This window comes from Kitasatospora sp. NPDC096147 (assembly GCF_044763225.1).
GTDB lineage: Bacteria > Actinomycetota > Actinomycetes > Streptomycetales > Streptomycetaceae > Kitasatospora.
This window is the reverse complement of the sequence record NZ_JBIWFX010000015.1, coordinates 128,390-144,859: the sequence shown is the minus strand read 5'-3', so window position 1 is coordinate 144,859 and position 16,470 is coordinate 128,390. Positions and strand designations below refer to the sequence as shown.

The 16,470-nt window shown below is 76.3% G+C and carries 15 protein-coding genes; 12 read left to right on the top strand and 3 right to left on the bottom strand.

Annotation, left to right across the window (positions count from 1 at the left end; translation table 11 throughout):
• The first annotated feature begins 158 nt into the window (after positions 1 to 158).
• The 7 genes from ACIRBX_RS32665 to ACIRBX_RS32635 all read left to right on the top strand — a co-directional run bounded on the left by ACIRBX_RS32665 (position 159) and on the right by ACIRBX_RS32635 (position 7,629).
• On the top strand, positions 159 to 1,502 hold the full coding sequence (locus ACIRBX_RS32665) for a tetratricopeptide repeat protein (RefSeq protein WP_402302712.1): 1,344 nt from the start codon (positions 159 to 161) through the stop codon (positions 1,500 to 1,502).
• Positions 1,503 to 1,750: 248 nt separating this feature from the next.
• Positions 1,751 to 2,926: a hypothetical protein gene (locus ACIRBX_RS32660; protein ID WP_402302711.1), complete on the top strand. Its 1,176-nt coding sequence runs from the start codon at positions 1,751 to 1,753 to the stop codon at positions 2,924 to 2,926.
• A 228-nt stretch (positions 2,927 to 3,154) separates the two neighbouring features.
• Positions 3,155 to 3,340 carry a hypothetical protein gene (locus ACIRBX_RS32655; RefSeq protein ID WP_402302708.1) on the top strand — a complete coding sequence of 62 codons (186 nt, stop codon included), beginning with the start codon at positions 3,155 to 3,157 and terminating at the stop codon, positions 3,338 to 3,340.
• A gap of 307 nt (positions 3,341 to 3,647) precedes the next feature.
• Positions 3,648 to 5,054, top strand: a complete 1,407-nt coding sequence (locus tag ACIRBX_RS32650) for an acyl-CoA synthetase (protein ID WP_402302706.1) — start codon at positions 3,648 to 3,650, stop codon at positions 5,052 to 5,054.
• A 183-nt stretch (positions 5,055 to 5,237) separates the two neighbouring features.
• A complete protein-coding gene (locus ACIRBX_RS32645; RefSeq protein ID WP_402302705.1) occupies positions 5,238 to 6,284 on the top strand; it encodes an NUDIX domain-containing protein in 1,047 nt (348 codons plus the stop codon).
• A 79-nt stretch (positions 6,285 to 6,363) separates the two neighbouring features.
• Entirely contained in the window at positions 6,364 to 6,843 is a 480-nt protein-coding gene (locus ACIRBX_RS32640) for a diadenosine tetraphosphate hydrolase (RefSeq protein WP_402302702.1), read from the top strand.
• A gap of 99 nt (positions 6,844 to 6,942) precedes the next feature.
• Positions 6,943 to 7,629, top strand: coding sequence for a DUF4184 family protein (locus ACIRBX_RS32635; RefSeq protein WP_402302700.1), 687 nt, complete (start codon positions 6,943 to 6,945; stop codon positions 7,627 to 7,629).
• A gap of 27 nt (positions 7,630 to 7,656) precedes the next feature.
• Here the strand turns inward: ACIRBX_RS32635 and ACIRBX_RS32630 are convergent, their stop codons facing one another.
• Positions 7,657 to 9,021 (bottom strand): dipeptidase, encoded by a 1,365-nt coding sequence (locus tag ACIRBX_RS32630; protein ID WP_402302698.1) that lies wholly within the window; start codon positions 9,019 to 9,021, stop codon positions 7,657 to 7,659.
• Between the two features lie 228 nt (positions 9,022 to 9,249).
• Here ACIRBX_RS32630 and ACIRBX_RS32625 point away from each other — a divergent pair, with 228 nt between their 5' ends.
• Positions 9,250 to 10,461: a geranylgeranyl reductase family protein gene (locus ACIRBX_RS32625; protein ID WP_402302776.1), complete on the top strand. Its 1,212-nt coding sequence runs from the start codon at positions 9,250 to 9,252 to the stop codon at positions 10,459 to 10,461.
• Positions 10,462 to 10,645: 184 nt separating this feature from the next.
• On the opposite strand, the gene ACIRBX_RS32620 is transcribed toward ACIRBX_RS32625, so the two are convergent.
• Positions 10,646 to 11,680, bottom strand: coding sequence for an ArsR/SmtB family transcription factor (locus ACIRBX_RS32620; protein ID WP_402302696.1), 1,035 nt, complete (start codon positions 11,678 to 11,680; stop codon positions 10,646 to 10,648).
• 80 nt (positions 11,681 to 11,760) lie between these two features.
• On the opposite strand from ACIRBX_RS32620, the gene ACIRBX_RS32615 reads away from it, so the two are divergent.
• Positions 11,761 to 13,038, top strand: coding sequence for an MFS transporter (locus tag ACIRBX_RS32615; protein WP_402302695.1), 1,278 nt, complete (start codon positions 11,761 to 11,763; stop codon positions 13,036 to 13,038).
• Positions 13,039 to 13,183: 145 nt separating this feature from the next.
• Positions 13,184 to 13,948, top strand: coding sequence for an enoyl-CoA hydratase family protein (locus ACIRBX_RS32610; RefSeq protein ID WP_402302694.1), 765 nt, complete (start codon positions 13,184 to 13,186; stop codon positions 13,946 to 13,948).
• A 267-nt stretch (positions 13,949 to 14,215) separates the two neighbouring features.
• On the opposite strand, the gene ACIRBX_RS32605 is transcribed toward ACIRBX_RS32610, so the two are convergent.
• Entirely contained in the window at positions 14,216 to 14,584 is a 369-nt protein-coding gene (locus ACIRBX_RS32605; RefSeq protein ID WP_402302692.1) for a hypothetical protein, read from the bottom strand.
• Positions 14,585 to 14,793: 209 nt separating this feature from the next.
• Here ACIRBX_RS32605 and ACIRBX_RS32600 point away from each other — a divergent pair, with 209 nt between their 5' ends.
• On the top strand, positions 14,794 to 15,570 hold the full coding sequence (locus ACIRBX_RS32600) for a nucleotidyltransferase (RefSeq protein WP_402302689.1): 777 nt from the start codon (positions 14,794 to 14,796) through the stop codon (positions 15,568 to 15,570).
• Positions 15,571 to 15,623: 53 nt separating this feature from the next.
• Positions 15,624 to 16,385: an acyltransferase gene (locus tag ACIRBX_RS32595; protein WP_402302687.1), complete on the top strand. Its 762-nt coding sequence runs from the start codon at positions 15,624 to 15,626 to the stop codon at positions 16,383 to 16,385.
• The last annotated feature ends 85 nt before the right edge of the window (positions 16,386 to 16,470 follow it).

The window sequence follows — 16,470 nt, the reverse complement described above, 5'->3', positions numbered from 1 at the left end:
ACGTCGGGGCCGGGCCCGGGGCACACCGGCGCCCGGCGGTGGTGGTGCGTGCTCCCCTGCGCCGATGAACCCCCGTTCGGTGGGCGCTCACCGGCTCGTTCCACCGGGCATGACGGGAACGGCAGTTGCCTCCCGGCCGATCGACGAGTGGAGCCCTCATGCCCCGCATCCCCAAGGACAACGTGGGTCTGCGCCTGCTGCTGGCGCAGACGGGCTGGACCGGGGAGGAGTTCGCCCGGGCCGTCAACGCGGTCGGGTGGGAGAGCGGACTGCGGCTGCACTACCAGCGGGCCTCGGTGAGCCAGTGGCTCACCGGCACCAGGCCCCGGCCCCCGGTGCCGCTGCTGATCGCCGAGGCGCTCTCCCGGCGGCTCGGCCGCCCGGTGGGCCCGGCCGAGACCGGGCTCGGCGCCCCGGCTACCGTCCCCGCCGACCCCGACGCCCCGGACGGTGCGGCGGGGCCGGGCGGCGGAGCGGCGGACCGCTACGACCCGGGGCCGCTGCGGGCGGTGACCGCGGCCGTCTACCGTCCGGCCGATCTGGACCTGCTGCCGCCCCGCTCCGGGGTGGTCCGCCCCCGACCGCCGGGGGACGGCGGCGGCGAACGGCTCGGCGCCCGACACGTGGCCTGCGTCGAGGAGCTGACCGCGCAGTTCTCCCACAGCGACCACCTGACCGGCTCCGGCACCGTGCTCCGCGCGCTCACCGGCTTCACCACCGACGTCGCGCTGCCCTGGCTGCGGCTCAGCGCCACCCCCGTCACCCGCCGTGCCCTGCTGGGCAGTTGCGCCCGGCTGGTGATCCTCGGCGGCTTCCTGCACGTCGACCACGGCCGGCACGGTGCGGCCCAGCAGTGGTACCGCACGGCTGCCGAGCTCGCCGACGAGAGCGGCGAACCGCACACCCTGGCCCTGGTGCTGCGGGCTCTCAGCCTGCAGGCCCACGGGCTCGGCCACCACGGCGCCGCACTCCGGCTGGCCGAGCGCGCGCTCGGCCTGGCGGCCCGCTCCGACCCGCGCACGCTGGCCTTCCTGCACGGCCAACTCGCCCTGGCCCGAGCGGCAGTGGGACTCCGCCGGGAGGCGGTCGGCGCGATCCGGCAGGCCGAACGGGAGCTGGAACGGGCCACCGGCCCCTGGCCCAGCCTCGGTGGCTACAACGCCGCCGCCCTGGCGTACCAACGGGCCGAGGTCCGCCAGTGCCTCGGTGACCACGAGGGCGCCCTCGCCGATCTGCGGCTCTCCGTCCGGCTGCGGCCGACCAACGAGGCCAGGTCACAGGCGCTGGTACTGGCCCGGCTCGGCGAACTCCAGCTGGCAGCGGGTGAGTTGGACGGTGCCTGTCTGGCCTGGGAGCGGTTCCTGGCCGTCCGCACCGGGCTGGACTCCCGCCGGGTGGACGAGGCCCAGGCCACCATGCGGACCGCGCTGCTCCCGCACCGCCGCAGCCCGCACGTGGCCCACCTGCTCCACTCGCCGCCCGGGAGGACCTTCCGGGGGTGAGGGCGCGGGCCCCGAGGCGCGGGCTCCGAGGGTGCGGCCGTCCGTACGGGGGTGGTGCGGGCGTTCGGGCGGCGGTCTCCGCGCGCGGGGTGTCGCGCGCGTGCCTGCGGCATGTGCGCTCCGGTGCTCCGGTCGGGCGCCACCGTGCGCCCCCCGGTGCGCGCGATCCGGAACCGGTGCGCTTCCGAAGATCACCAAGATGTGCCGGGCGGGGTGTCCGGCCGTCGGACGAAGGAGGTTGACGGCACGTGCACCGGTCGACGAGGACGGAGTACTTCCGCACGGCGGGAGGCAGGGCGGACCGGGTCACCGTGGTGACCGCGTTCGAGCACCCGGAGCGGGGCACCGTCCACTGCCCGGCCGCCCCGCTGCTGACGGCCTGGCTGGAGCAGCGCGGCGTCCCGTGCGAGCCCGGCCCGGTGATCCTGCGGGGCGGCGCGGAGCCGGCCGGCCGCCAGCAGGGCAGGCCCGGCCTGGTGGCCACCAGCTACCTCGACCCGACCGGCGGGGTGGTCGGCCTGGCCGCCGCCGCGCCCGCCCGCCTGGTCGGGGCGGCCCGCCGGGCGGTGTACGGCTTCACGGCCGTGCTGCGCACCCGCCGGGTGCTGCTGCCCGAACCGCTCGCCGCCTGCACCGCCCGGCCGGGCGGCGCTGCTCCCGGGGCCGCCCCGAGGCCCCGCCCCGCCCCGGCCGACGCTCCGTCAGCCGGGTGGCCGGCCCACCCGCCGGTCGCCTCTCCGGGGGCCCCGCCGACCGCCCTCTGCCCGGCCGGAACCGAGGCCCGGCGGATCGCCGAACACCGGCTGGCCGAAGGAGAAACGGTGCTGCTGATCGGCAGCGGCACCGGGGCGTACGGCACCGGCAGGGCGTGGCCGGTCCTGCCCGGTCATCCGGAGGAGCTGACGGTGGGTACGGTGGAGCAGGCCGAGCGGGTGGCCCCGCCGACTCCGGAGCGGCTGGCGTTCGTCACCGTGCCCTGCACCCCGCTCCAGGAGGTGCGGGAGATCGTGGCGGTGCTGCGCCGCAGGTTCCCGACACTGCGCGGACAGCACCCGGACCAGTGGTGCTACCGGGCCTCGGACCAGCGGGACACGGCCGAATCGGCCGCCCGGCAGAGCGATCTGGTCCTGCTGCTCGGTCACTTCGGGCCGACCCTGCCGGCCTGGCTCCCGGTCGGCCGGACCGCCCGCCCGGGCGGCCCCGGTGACCTGCGGCCCGAGCTGCTCGCCGAGGTCTCCACCGTGACGGTGCTCGAACCCGCCCCCGGACCGCCCGGTGGGCTCGGTACGGCCGGGCTGCTCACCCTGCTGGGCGGTCTGGGCCCGCTCAGTGTGGTGGACCGCCGGGCGGTCAGCACGGTCCGCCGGGGGCACTCCGGCCCGCCCGCCGCCGTACAGAACCCGGCGCTGTCAAGCACCTCCTGACGGTGAGTCGGCAGCTCGGGGCCGGTCGGCGGGGCCGGGGCGGTGCGGGCGGTTCGTCCTACGGATGCCCCGTAGGGGTGGCGGCCCGTGGACCGGGACCGGCCGGTCGCCCGACCATGGTTGGCACCCGGCCCTCGGGCACCGGCGCACCGGTCCACCGGAGCGCCGACGACCGTACGACGACCGCGCGGTGACCGTCTCCCCGTGCGGAGAGTGGGTGGCATCCCGATGGAAGAGCTCCGCTCCACCACGAGCAAGCCGAGGAACCTCACCTGTCCCCGCTGCAACGCGGCCGTCGAGGCCGAGCACGCCGGATCGACCGAGGACGCCGACGGCCGCCTGCTGCACTCCTGGCGGCCCGGCGCCTGCCGGAACCCGCAGTGCTCGGAGTCCCGGCGCTCCCAGGTCCTCTGACGCTCCGTCGGCCCGGACCCGGCCGGCCAGGGCCGGGCCGGGACCCCGTCCCCCGGACCCGGGCCGACGGGCCTCTCCCCGGGCGGGGAGGCAGGCCGGGACGGCTCGGGCCGTCGGGTATGGCGCTCGGCGTTCCGGCGGTGCTGTCCGTACGGTGGCACGGAGCAGCTGCTCAAGTCGTGCTCGGCTGCCCGGTGGTCCGTGGGAACGGACCCGGTCACCGGGCTCCACAGCGCCGTCCGCGGCCGTGCCGCCGGGTGATCCCGGCGCGCGGGCCGGTGGGCCGGCGCGGGTAGAGTCCGGGGCCATGGGACTCCTGACGGCACTGGAGGGTGCGTACGGCGACGCCGCCGACGCCCTGGTGATCGACGGCCACCTGCTCTCCCGGGAGCAACTCCTCGGCGCCGCCACGGCGGTGGCCGACCGGGTGGCCGGTGCACCCGCGCTGGCGGTGCTGGCCACCGCGAGCGCGCACACCGTGGCCGCCGTGGTCGGCGGCCTGCTGGCGGGGGTGCCGGTGGTGCCGCTGCCGCCGGACTCCGGCCCCAAGGAGCGCGGGCACATCCTGCGGGACTCCGGCGCCACCCTGCTGGCGCAGCCCGCCGGGGCCCCTCCGGTGGACGGGATCGAGGCGCTGCCGGTCGACCTGACGGCCCGTTCGGCCCGCACCCACCCCGAGCCGGCCGCCGACCGGCCCGCCTTCGTGCTCTACACCTCCGGCACCACCGGCGCCCCCAAGGGCGCGGTGATCCCGCGCTCCGCCGTCGCGGCCGGCCTGGACGGCCTGGCCGAGGCCTGGCAGTGGAGCGCCGGGGACACCCTGGTGCACGGCCTGCCGCTGTTCCACGTACACGGTCTGGTGCTCGGCGTGCTGGGCGCGCTGCGCACCGGCAGCCGCCTGGTGCACACCGGCCGCCCCACCCCGCAGGCGTACGCGGCGGCGGGCGGCTCGCTCTACTTCGGGGTGCCGACCGTCTGGTCCCGGATCACCGCTGACGCACCGTCGGCCCGCGCGCTGGCCGGGGCCCGGCTGCTGGTCTCCGGCAGCGCCCCGCTGCCCACCCCGGTGTTCGAGAAGCTGCACGCGCTCACCGGTCACGCCCCGATCGAGCGCTACGGGATGACCGAGTCGCTGATCACCGTCTCCACCCGGGCCGACGGCGAGCGCCGCCCCGGCAGCGTCGGCCTGCCGCTGACCGGGGTCCGCACCCGGCTGGTCGGCGAGGACGGCGCCCCGGTGGCGGCGGACGGCGAGGGCGTCGGCGAGCTCCAGGTGACCGGGCCGACGCTGTTCACCGGCTACCTGAACCGGCCGGACGCGGACGCCGAGGCGTGGACCGCCGACGGCTGGTTCCGCACCGGGGACGTGGCGGTGATCGGCCCGGACGGCTTCCACCGGATCGTCGGCCGGGCCTCGGTGGACCTGATCAAGAGCGGCGGCTACAAGATCGGCGCGGGTGAGGTGGAGGCCGCGCTGCGCGACCACCCGGCGGTGGCCGACGCGGCCGTGGTCGGCGCACCCGACCCGGACCTCGGCCAGGCGGTGGTCGCCTACGTCATCGCGGACGGTTCGGTGACGGGCGATCAGCTGAGCTCCTTCGTGGCGGAGCGGCTGTCCGTGCACAAGCGGCCCCGGCGGGTGGTGCTGGTACCGGACCTGCCGAGGAACGCGATGGGCAAGGTGCTGAAGAAGCGGCTGACCGAACCGGACTGAACCGGCGGAGCGGGGGTAGGCGCGCCTGCCCTGAACAGGTCAGGAAGCTGGCGCGTGCGGCTGACACATGCCGTACGGCCGGGAAGCGACGGTGGTCCGCCGGGGCAGGCATGGGCCGGGGCCCGGCGGGGGACCACCGGGGAGTGAGCGCCGGTGCACGACCGGCGGGAGGCGGGGGGACACGTGATCGTCTGGGTCAACGGGACGTTCGGCGCCGGCAAGACCAGCGCCTGCCGGGAACTGGTCGGCCTGCTGCCGGGCAGTGTGCTCTACGACCCCGAGCTGGTCGGCTACGGCCTGCGGCACATCCTGCCGCCGGACCGGATGGCCACCGTCTCGGACTTCCAGGACCTGGCCGCCTGGCGGCGGTTGGTGCCCGAGGTGGCCGCGGCCCTGCTGGCCGAGGTGCCCGGGCCGCTGGTGGTGCCGATGACCCTGCTCCGGGAGGACTACCGGGACGAGATCTTCGGCGCGCTGGCCGCCCGCGGCCTGGCCGTCCACCACCTGGTGCTGGACGCTGAGGAAACGATCCTGCGCGAACGGATCGCCGCCCGCGAGGAGGTCCCGGACGACCCGGCGGCCAGCGCCCGGCTGCGCAGCTGGTGTCAGGAGCACCTGCCGCAGTACCGGGCCGCCCGCCGCTGGCTCAGCCGGGACGCCCAGCTGGTGGACACCTCCGGCCTGACGCCCCGTCAGACCGCCGAGCGGCTGGCCGAGCTGGTCGAGCAGGGCAGCGCCCGCTGTCCGATCGTGCAGAGCGCGGACACCACCGGCGACACGGTGGCGGCGGCCGTGCTGCTCTTCGACGACCAGGACCGGGTGCTGCTGGTCGATCCGGTCTACAAGCCCGACTGGGAGTTCCCCGGCGGCGTGGTGGAGCGCGGCGAGGCCCCCACCGACGCGGCGCTGCGGGAGACCGTCGAGGAGCTCGGACTCCAGCTGGAGTCCTCCGCGCTGCGCCTGCTCGCCGTCGACTGGGAGCCGCGCACCGGCCCGCGCCGGGGCGGCCTGCGCCTGATGTACGACGGCGGCCACCTGGACGCCACCGCCCGGGCCGCGCTCCGGCTGCCCGCCGAGGAACTGCGCGGCTGGCGGTTCGTCACCCTGGACGAGGCGGCGGGCCTGCTCCCGCCGAACCGGCTGCGCCGGCTGGCCGCCGCCCTGGCCGCCCGGGAGCGCGGGGAGCTCAGGTACCTCGAGGCCGGACTCCCGGCCGCCGTGGGCGCATGACGGAGCGCGAGCGCCAGGGCCGGGCGTGCCTGACGGCTGGCCCGCGCCGCCACTGAGAACCACCGACGGAACGGAACCCATGGACGACAGCTGGAAGAAGGACCGGATCGGCGCGGCGCTGCGCGGGGAGAACCCGACGGTGCTACGCCGGCTGGCCGGCGGGTTCGCGGTGATCGGGGACGTGCAGTTCCTCCCCGGGTACGCCGTGCTGCTCACCGACGACCCGTCAGCGGGCCGGCTCTCCGACCTGCCCCGTCCCCGGCGCACCGCCTTCCTGGACTCGATGGACCTGCTCGGCGAGGCCGTCGAACGGGCCTGTGCCCGGCTCGACCCGGCCTTCCGCCGGGTCAACCTGGAGATCCTCGGCAACACCGACCCGTTCCTGCACTGCCACGTCTGGCCGCGCTACGACTGGGAGCCGGCCGATCTGGTCGGCCGTCCGGTCTGGGGGTACCCGCGCGAGCGGTGGGCCGACCCGGCGCACGCGCTCGGCGGGCGGCACGAGGCGCTGCGTGCGGCGCTCACCGAGGAGTTGGACGCGCTGGCGGGTGCCCGGTGAGTGGGCCCGGCGGCTGCGGCGGCTGCGTGCCCTGCGCGCCGCGCACCTGGCGGAGTGTCGGGCCTGTGGCTGAGCTCCGGCCCTCCTAGCATCGGCGGCATGCCGTTCACCTTCAGCCACCCGGCCGCCGTGCTGCCGCTGCTGGGGCGCGGCCCCTGGGTGGCGGCCGGGCTGGTGGCCGGGGCGATGGCGCCGGACGTGCCATTCTTCGCCGATTCGGTGCTGCGCGGGAGCTACCGCTACGGCGGTCTGACGCACCGTTGGTGGGCGGTCCCGACGGTGGACGTGGCGATCGCCGGGGCGGCGGCGCTCTGGTGGTACGGGCTGGTGCGGCCGGAGCGGCGCGGGGAGCTGCGGCCGGGCTGGTTCGCGGTCTCGGCGGCCGTCGGGGCGGGCAGCCACGTGGTCTGGGACGCGTTCACCCATCAGGGCCGGTGCGGGGTACGGGCGTTGCCGGTGCTGAACCGCCGGGTGGTGGGGGTGCCGCTGTACACCGCGCTCCAGTACGGCACCTCGCTGCTCGGTCTGGCCGCGCTGGCCCCGCACCGCTCCGCCGTGGGCCGGGTGTCCCCGGTGGCGGGTGCGGTGCTGGCCGCGAGCGCCGCCGCGGGCGCGCTGCACCGCCTGGCTCGCCACGAGCGCGGCCGGATCGACGAGCTGTGCTTCGGGGCGGGCGCGGGCGCCGCCCTCGGGGCGACGCTCTGCGGGTTGGCCGCCGACCGGCGCCGGGCGCCCCGGGCCCGGTGGGGCGGGGCGCCCGGCGGGCCGGGGCGGTCGTGCGGGTGAGGCCGGGCAGGACCGCCCGTCGCCCCGTCAGCTGGTGCGGGCCGCAGCGTAGTTGCGGAGGAAGAGCGCCTCGGTGAGGGACATCCGCTCCAGCTCCTGCGGGTCGACGCTCTCGTTGACGGCGTGGATCTGGGTGGTGGGCTCCTCGACGCCGATCAGGATGATCTCGGCCTCGGGGTAGAGGGTGCGCAGGGTGTTGCAGAGCGGGATGGAGCCGCCCTCGCCGGAGGCGACCATGGCGGTGCCGAAGGCGTCCTGCATGGCCTCGGCCATCGCCGCGTAGGCCGGGCCGGTGGTGTCGGCGCGGAACGGCTCGCCGCTGCCGAGGCGCTCCACCACGGCGTGGGCGCCGAGCGGGACGGCGGCCTCCAGGTGGGCGACCAGGGCGTCCAGGCCGGTCTTCACGTCGATGCCCGGCGGGATGCGCAGGCTGACCCGGGCCCGGGCGGTGGACTGCACCGAGGAGGAGCCGCCGAAGACCGGCGGGCAGTCGATGCCGAGCACGGTGACGGCCGGACGGGCCCAGAGGCGGTCCGCCACGGTGCCGGTGCCGGTCAGCGCGATGTCGTCCGGCACCTTGGCGTCGGCGCGGAACTGCTCCTCGGAGTACTGGACGCCGTCCCAGGTCTGATCGGCCGTCAGGCCGGTGACCGCGCAGTCGCCGTTCTCGTCGTGCAGCGAGGCCAGCACCTTGACCAGCGACTGCAGCGCGTCGGGCGCGGCGCCGCCGAAGGCGCCGGAGTGCAGGTCGCCGGCCAGCGTGGTGATGCTGATCGAGGCCTCGGCGATGCCGCGCAGCGAGGCGGTGACGGTGGGCAGACCGGCCGTGAAGTTGCCGGTGTCGCCGATCACGATGGCGTCGGCGGCCAGCAGGTCGGGGTGGGCCCGGGCGTACTCCTCCAGGCCGCCGGTGCCCTGCTCCTCGGAGCCCTCGACGATCACCTTGAGGCCGACGGGGTAGCCGCCGTCCGCCCGGCGCAGCGCCCGCAGGGCGGTCAGGTGCATCAGCAGGTTGCCCTTGCAGTCGGCCGCGCCGCGTCCGTACCAGCGGCCGTCGCGCTCGGTCAGCTCGAAGGCGGGGGAGTGCCAACCGGCCTCGTCCAGCGGGGGCTGCACGTCGTAGTGCGAGTAGAGCAGCACGGTCGGGGCCCCGGCCGGGCCGGGGAGTTCGGCGTAGACGGACTGGGTGCCGTCGGGGGTGTCCAGCAGCCGGACGCCCGTCAGGCCCTCGGCGGCGAAGGCGTCCGCGACCCACTGCGCGGCCTTGTGCGACTCCTCGGCCGGGAAGTGCCGGAAGTCGGCGACCGAGGCGAAGGCGACCAGTTCGGCGAGGTCGGCCTTGGCCCGCGGCATCAGGTCGCGGACGACGTCCGCCAGGGACTGCTGGGTCATCGGGGGTGCTCCGGGGTGTGTGCGGGTCGAGGGGAGCCGGTGGGGGAAACCAGCTGTTCGGGTGGTTTCGATCATAGGCCGCCACTCCCGGAGGGCTGGTCGCGACGCAGTCGGCGCGGACTAGGATTGCTGCCTGTGACTGACAGCGGAAGCACCCTCGGCCAGGACCTCTCCGACCAGCCCGCCGTGCCCGGGCCCGATCCTGACGCCGCGTCGGGCGCCGCCTCGGTGGTCGCCGCCGACGCTGCGGCCACCGGCCCGGACCCGCTGGCCGGGACCTGGGACGTGGTGGTGGTCGGGGCCGGCCCGGCCGGCTCCTCGGCCGCGTACGCGGCGGCCCGGCAGGGGCGGCGGGTGCTGCTGCTCGACAAGGCCGAGCACCCCCGGTACAAGACCTGCGGCGGCGGCATCATCGGCCCGTCCCGGGACAGCCTGCCGGAGGACTTCAAGCTGCCGCTCCAGGACCGGGTGTACGCGGTCACCTTCGCGCTCGGCGGCCGGCTCACCCGCACCCGCCGCTCCAAGCGGATGCTGTTCGGCCTGGTGAACCGCGACGAGTTCGACCTGCGCCTGACCCAGTCCGCCGAGCAGGCCGGGGCGGTGCTGGTCACCGGGGTCACGGTGAGCGGGGTGGAGCAGCCGGAGGACGGCGGACGGACCGTCACCGTCACCACGGCGGACGGCCGTCGGATCGAGGCCCGCGCGGTGGTCGGCGCCGACGGCAGCGCCAGCCGGATCGGGCGGCACGTCGGGGTCAGCTTCGACCAGATCGACCTCGGCCTGGAGGCCGAGATCCCGGTGCCCGAGCAGGTCTCCAGGGACTGGGAGGGCCGGATCCACCTGGACTGGGGCCCGCTGCCCGGCAGCTACGGCTGGGTCTTCCCGAAGACCGACTCCGGCTCGCTGACCGTCGGGGTGATCTCGGCGCGCGGCGACGGGGAGGCGACCAAGGAGTACCTGGCCGAGTACATCCGGCAGTTGGGCCTCTCCGGCTTCACCCCGAGCGTGGAGTCCGGCCACCTGACCAAGTGCCGGGCCGAGGACTCGCCGCTGTCGAAGGGGCGGGTGCTGGTGGCGGGCGACGCCGCCGGGCTGCTGGAGCCGTGGACCCGGGAGGGCATCTCGTACGCCCTGCGGTCCGGCCGGCTGGCGGGGGAGTGGGCGGTGAAGGTGGCCGAGGCGGAGGACCGTACGGACGTGCGGCGGCAGGCGCTCAACTACGCGTTCGCGATCAAGGCGGGGCTGGGGGTGGAGATGCGGGCCGGGAAGGTGATGCTCGGCGCGTTCGAGAAGCGCCCGCACCTGTTCCACGCGGCCGTCTGCCTGGTCGGCCCGGCCTGGCGGGCCTTCGCCCGCACCACGCAGGGGCACACCACCTTCGCGCAGATCATGCGGGACTACCGGGCGGCACGGCGGTTGGCGTCGGTGGCGGCGCGCTGACGGCTCCGCCGGGGTGTGGGGAGGCGGGGCTGTCGGGCGGTGCGGCGGCTGGCGTCGGTGGCGGCGCGCTGACGGCTCTGCCGGGGGTGTGGGGAGGCGGGGGGTGCCGGGCGGTGCGGCGCCCGGCGTCGTTCGGGGTGCGCGCTGACGGCTCCGCCCGGCCCCCCGTCGGCCTGAGGGGGTGTCAGGAGCCCGGTGGCAGTGGGGGGTCGTCGCCGGGCCGCTGGCCGAGGAGTTCGTCGGCGAGCCCGCTGCGGGCGTAGAGCACCAGGCGGCCACGGCGGGTGCGGGTGACCAACCGGGTGGCGTGCAGCACGGCGAGGTGCTGGCTGACCGCGCCCGGGGTGACGCCGAGGCGGGCGGCCAGCTCGGTGGTGGAGGCCGGTTCGGCGAGCAGGGTGAGCAGGCGGGCCTTCGGGGCACCGAGCAGCAGCTCCAGGGCGGCCGGAGCCGGCGGCGGCTGCGGCACGGGGGACATCGTGCCCTGGCCCCGGGCCGGGTAGACGATCGACGGCGGGTAGTCCGGGCTGATCGAGGTGACCGCGCCCCGGGCGAAGCAGGTCGGGGTGAAGACCAGCCCCCGAGCCGCCACCGTGATGTCGGCGTCCTGGTCGCCCCAGTCCCGATGGATCGTCAGGACCCCGTCCGCGTACTCCAGGCGCTGGTCCAGGTCGGCGAAGAGCGCCGCCGCGCCGCGCTCGGCGAAGATCCGCGAGCGGTGCACCAGATCGGCCTGGAGCACCGGCCGGGCCCTGGGCCACCAGAGCGGGGCCACGCAGCGCTCCCAGTACTGCTCCAGCGCGTCCGTGATCCGCACCAGCAGCTCCGCCGGGTCCTCGGCCAACCCCCGGGCCAGCAGGGGCGGCAGCTCCGGGGCGTGCTGCAGGTGGGCGGCGCCGAGCTCCGCCGCCAACTGCTCCGGTGGCAGCGCCCTGGCCACCGCCAGCTCGGCGTGGAAGTCCGGCTGAGGAGTGGTCGGACGGGGCGTCAGGAAGTCCGGCACGTACCGGTTCGGGCCCACCAGCGAGACCAGCAGCGGTGCGCCCGGCAGCCGTTCGAAGGACGGGCGGAGCACCTCCGCCCACGGGGTCTGCTCCGGGTAGCCGTGCTGGTGGGTCCACAGCCGCAGCCCCAGCACGGTCTCCTGGAGCGGGGAGAGCGCGAAGGAGGCGTTGGCCAGCGCCTCGGTGCTGAGCCGGAACCGGTGCATTTCCCCCATCCACGGGCATCCACGGGCCGACGAATCAGCCATACCCTAAATCAGTTACGCGCCCCGGCCGCAGGCGGTGGGATCGGTGCATGACCTCCACCGCCCTCGGGCCCTCGCCCGCCCCTGCCCGGAAGCCGCTCCGCGAGCGGCTGCTGCACCCCGACCCGATGATCCGCCGGCTGGCCGGCATCACCCTGGTCAACTGCCTGGGCAACGGCCTGACCATGGCGCTCGGGGTGCTCTACTTCACCCGGGTGCTCGGCTTCGGCGCCGCCCGGGTGGGCCTGGCGCTCACCCTGGCCGGCGCCTGCGGCGTGCTGGCCGGCATCCCGGCCGGCCGGGCCGCCGACCGGTGGGGCGTCCGGCCGGTGCTGATCGGGCTGGTCTGCGTGGAGGCGGTGGGCCTGCTCGGGTACGCGGTGGTCCGGGACTACGCGCTCTTCCTGCCGCTGGCCTGCCTGGTGACGGTGGCCGACCGGGGCTCGGCCGCCGTCCGCAGCGCGCTCTACGCCGAGGTGCTGCCGCCGGAGACCCGGGTGGTCGGCCGGGCCTACCTGCGCGTGGTCACCAACATCGGGATCGGCGTGGGCACTTCGGCCGCCGCCCTGGCGCTGCACGTCGACACCCGGGCCGCCTACGTCACCGCGATCGTGGCGGACGCGCTGAGCTTCGCCTTGGTCGCGGTGCTCTACGCGCTGGTGATCCCGTCCGCGCCGACCGGCGCGGACGCGGGTGCCGGGACGCGGGACGGCGGTGACGGGAGCGGTCGCGGATCGGTGCTGCGCGACCGCCGCTACCTGGCCGTCACGCTGCTCAACGCGGTGCTCTGCCTCCAGTTCCCGCTGCTGGAGGTCGGCGTGCCGCTGTGGATCGTCGAGCACACCGACGCCCCCCGGGTACTGGTGGCCGGCTCACTGATCGTCAACACCGTGCTGGTGGTGCTGCTCCAGGTGCGCGCCGCCCGGGGCACCGGGACCGTCGCGGGGGCGGGGCGGGTCTTCCGGGGCGGGGGCCTGCTGGTCGCGCTCGGCTGGGTGGTGCTCGGCCTGGCCCACGGTCTGCCCGGCTGGGCCGCCGCCCTGCTGGTGGTCGGCGCGGTGCTGCTCCAGGCCCTGGGCGAGGTCACCAGCCAGGCGGCCGGCTGGGCGCTCGGCTACGACCTGGCGGAGGAGGGGCGGCACGGCACCTACCAGGGGGTGTTCAACTCCGGCCAGGCCGCCGCCTTCATGCTCGGGCCGGTACTGGTCACCTCGGTGGTGCTGCCGCTCGGGATGACCGGTTGGCTGCTGGCCGCCGGGGTCTTCGCCGCCGCCGGGCTGGCCATGCCCTTGGTGGTGCGCGGGGCGCCCGGCCGGGCCGCGGTGTGACGGGAGCCACGGCGACGTGATCGCGGCGGTGCTCTGGCCGGGGGCCGGGTGGGCGTGTCAGAGTCCTGTCACCGGGCCGGGCCCACCGGCCCGCCGCCCGGCCCACCGTCCGGAACACCCTCAGTCGGAAAGCAGGACAGCCGCGATGACCCGCGAGGTACCGTTCGTCCGCGTCACCACCGCCGATGCCGTCACCACCCTGGAGCTGGACTCCCCGCACAACCGCAACGCCCTCTCCACCCGGCTGATGGCGGAGCTGACGGCGGGTCTCGCGGAGGCGGCGGCCGATCCCGGGGTCCGGGCCGTGGTGCTCGGCCACACCGGCAAGGTGTTCTGCGCCGGGGCCGACCTCTCCGAGGCCACCGGCGACGACCCGACGGTCGGCCCGCGCGGCCTGGTCGCGCTCCAGCGGGCGATCGTGGAGTGCGCCAAGCCGGTGGTCGCGGCGGTGGACGGCCACGTCCGGGCCGGCGGCCTCGGGCTGCTCGGTGCGGCCGACCTGGTGGTGGCGGGCCCGCAGTCCACCTTCGCCTTCACCGAGGTCCGGCTCGGCCTGGCCCCGGCCGTCATCTCGCTCCCGCTGCGGGCCAGGCTCGACCCGCGCGCGGCCTCCCGCTACTACCTGACCGGCGAGACCTTCGACGCCGCCGAGGCGGCCCGGATCGGGCTGGTCACCGAGGCAGCCGAGGACGTCGCGGCCTCGCTCAAGGTCTTCCTGGACGCCTTCCGGCTCTGCTCCCCGCAGGGCCTGGCCGAGACCAAGCGGCTCGCCACGGCGGACGTGCTCGCCTCCTTCGAGCGGGACACCGAGGAGCGCGTCGCCCAGTCCGCCCGCCTGTTCGGCTCCTCGGAGGCGCAGGAAGGCATGCGGGCGTTCCTGGAGCGCCGCCCGGCTCGCTGGGCCTCCTGACCTCCTGATCCGGCAGCGGGTGGCCCGGCCGGGAAGGGACGGTCCGTGGGGGCCGGCCCCGGTCGGCCTGCCGGCCGCTGACGGTCGTTCAGCGGGCCCCGCTGCCGGTCGCCACCGCTCTCGTCGGCACCGGGCTGCCCACCAGTGCCCTGCGCGCCGTCGCCGCGCCTCCGGCCGCCGGAGGGTGCCCTCCCGGGAGCCGGTACGGCGACGCCGGGCGGGGAGGCCCGTCGGCCTCCCCGCCCGGCGCCCGGCCCGGCCGGTGCGTCAGGCGTTCGCGCAGACCACGAAGACGCTGATGCCGACGGTGTTGTTGCCGTCCTGGCGGCCGATGCCGATCCAGCCCCGGCCGTCGTCGGTCGGGAAGCTGCCGACCAGCACCGCGCCGTTGCCGCGCGCCTCGGCCCCGCCGCCGAGGGCCCGCTTGCCCGACGGGCAGGACACCGTGCGGCGCTGGAAGTTGTTGACGTTGGCGTTCGGCAGCGTCACCAGCTGGTAGCCGTCCACCGCCCGGACGGACCCGGCCGGCTGCTCGCCGCTCCGGTCCTCGGCCCCGGCCTGCGCGGCCAGTCCGGTCCCGACCGCCAGGGCCACCGCCAGCAGACCGGCCCCGAGCGCTCGCTTGCTCCGCAGCATCTTGATCTCCCCTTCCGAGCGGCGAGCCGATCGGTTCGGACTCGCACCATCAGGGGCATCGGCCGCTCCCTGGTGGGGAGTTGAGCCAAACCCCACGTCGGGATGAACACGAAGCATTTCGCCCGGGCCACCCGCCCACCGCCCAGTGCCCCGCCCGGTGGGCGCACCCCGGACGGCGGCTGACGCGCCGTCGGACCGGGGCAGGCAGCGTGGCCCGGACGGATCACCGCGAGGGCCCGGACGCCGACGGCTGCTTCGCCTGGGAGGGCGGGCCGAAGCGGGGGCGGCCCGAGTTCGCCGCGCTGGTCGGGCAGGCCCGGGCCGGGATCGGGCGGGCCTTCGGGCCGGACCGGCTGCACAGCGCCTATCGCTACGGCTCGGTGCCGCGCGGCACCGCCCGGGCGGGCCGCTCCGACCTGGACGTGCTGCTCGCCCTGCACCAACCGCCGACGACCGCGCCGCCGCAGGCCGGCCGGAGGTGGACGGCGTCGGCATCCTGCTCTTCGACACCGCGACCCAGCCGAGCGACCTGGAGCGGTACGACGCTCGGCTGGTTCCCGGCCTGTCTCTGCACCCCGCTGCTCGGTCCCGACCTGGCCGTCGGGCTGCCGCGCTACCGGCCCGACTCGCTGCCGGCCCGGGAGACCAACGGGAACCGCCCGCTGCACCTGGCTCGCTGGCGGGCCGGGCAGGGGACGGTGCGCGGGAGCTGCCGGGTCACCGTCCGGACGGCCTTCGCCCTGGTGATGCCGCGCTGGGGCGGTTGGACCAGGGCTCCGGCCCGGTCGGCCGAGATCGCGGGCTCGTACGACCCGGAGCGCGCCGGTCAGTTGCGCGCGGTGGCCCGGGCGGCGCTCGGGGAGGACGGGACGGAGACCGGAGCACCGGCGTCCGACGGCTCGTCACCGAGGAGCTGGGCCCGTGGCCGGCCGCTGAGTACCTGGCGGTGCACGGGGCGAAGGCGCCCCGGCCCTGACCAGGTGTGACCTTGCTCCCTCCGCCCTGCCCGGCGGCCGGGCGGACCGATAGCGTGGGGCGCATGTCGAACTCCCGCTCGCCGCTCGCCACCGTCCGCGACCGAGGCCGCCGTGCCGCCGGGCGGCTGGTGCACCGGGGCTGGGGGCTGGTGCAGAAGCTCGGCGCGGTCTCCAACCAGAACCCGGGGCCGTACCGCTTCCGGGAGTTGGGGGACGGGACCAAGCTCGCCTTCCCGCTCGGTGCGGTCTTCAACGAGCAGTGGATCACCATCGGACCGTTCTCGATCATCGGCGAGCGGGTCACCATCTCGGCCGGCTTCCTGCCCGGGCTGGACCTCGGGCCGGAGCCGATCGTGCGGATCGGCGGCGGGTGCGTGATCGGCCGGGGCAGCCACCTGGTCGGCCACGAGTCGATCACCCTCGGGGACGACGTCTGGACCGGCCCGTACGTCTACATCACCGACACCGCGCACTCGTACGACGACACCACGCTGCCGATCGGCAAGCAGTGGCCGCGCAACGCGCCGGTCGAGATCGGCAGCGGCTCGTGGATCGGCACCGGGGCGGTGATCCTGCCGGGCGCCCGGCTCGGGCGGAACGTGGTGGTGGCCGCCGGGTCGGTGGTGAACGGGGAGGTGCCCGACCACGCGGTGGTGGCCGGGGCGCCCGCCAAGGTGGTGCGCAGCTGGTCGGAGCTGGACGGCTGGCAGCCGCCGCTGCGGCACGCGCCGCCGACGGCGATCCCCGAGGGGGTCACCGCCGAGCAGCTGCGCGCACTGATCGGCTGGGACCTGCGACTGCCGGGGGAGGAGGCGGCCTCCTGAACAGCCGTCAGGCGGTGGAGGAAGCGGCCTGCCGAGCGGTCGTCAGTCGGGGCAGGCGCCGGGCGGGCGGCTCAGGCCGGGCGAC

Excerpts from the sequence above, each read along its gene's own strand:
- ACIRBX_RS32650 (WP_402302706.1), top strand. The coding sequence starts at position 3,648 with ATGGGACTCCTGACGGCACTGGAGGGTGCGTACGGCGACGCCGCCGAC.
- ACIRBX_RS32615 (WP_402302695.1), top strand. The coding sequence starts at position 11,761 with ATGACCTCCACCGCCCTCGGGCCCTCGCCCGCCCCTGCCCGGAAGCCG.
- ACIRBX_RS32635 (WP_402302700.1), top strand. The coding sequence starts at position 6,943 with ATGCCGTTCACCTTCAGCCACCCGGCCGCCGTGCTGCCGCTGCTGGGG.
- ACIRBX_RS32640 (WP_402302702.1), top strand. The coding sequence starts at position 6,364 with ATGGACGACAGCTGGAAGAAGGACCGGATCGGCGCGGCGCTGCGCGGG.
- ACIRBX_RS32620 (WP_402302696.1), bottom strand. The coding sequence starts at position 11,680 with ATGGGGGAAATGCACCGGTTCCGGCTCAGCACCGAGGCGCTGGCCAAC.
- ACIRBX_RS32595 (WP_402302687.1), top strand. The coding sequence starts at position 15,624 with ATGTCGAACTCCCGCTCGCCGCTCGCCACCGTCCGCGACCGAGGCCGC.
- ACIRBX_RS32610 (WP_402302694.1), top strand. The coding sequence starts at position 13,184 with ATGACCCGCGAGGTACCGTTCGTCCGCGTCACCACCGCCGATGCCGTC.
- ACIRBX_RS32665 (WP_402302712.1), top strand. The coding sequence starts at position 159 with ATGCCCCGCATCCCCAAGGACAACGTGGGTCTGCGCCTGCTGCTGGCG.
- ACIRBX_RS32605 (WP_402302692.1), bottom strand. The coding sequence starts at position 14,584 with ATGCTGCGGAGCAAGCGAGCGCTCGGGGCCGGTCTGCTGGCGGTGGCC.
- ACIRBX_RS32630 (WP_402302698.1), bottom strand. The coding sequence starts at position 9,021 with ATGACCCAGCAGTCCCTGGCGGACGTCGTCCGCGACCTGATGCCGCGG.
- ACIRBX_RS32655 (WP_402302708.1), top strand. The coding sequence starts at position 3,155 with ATGGAAGAGCTCCGCTCCACCACGAGCAAGCCGAGGAACCTCACCTGT.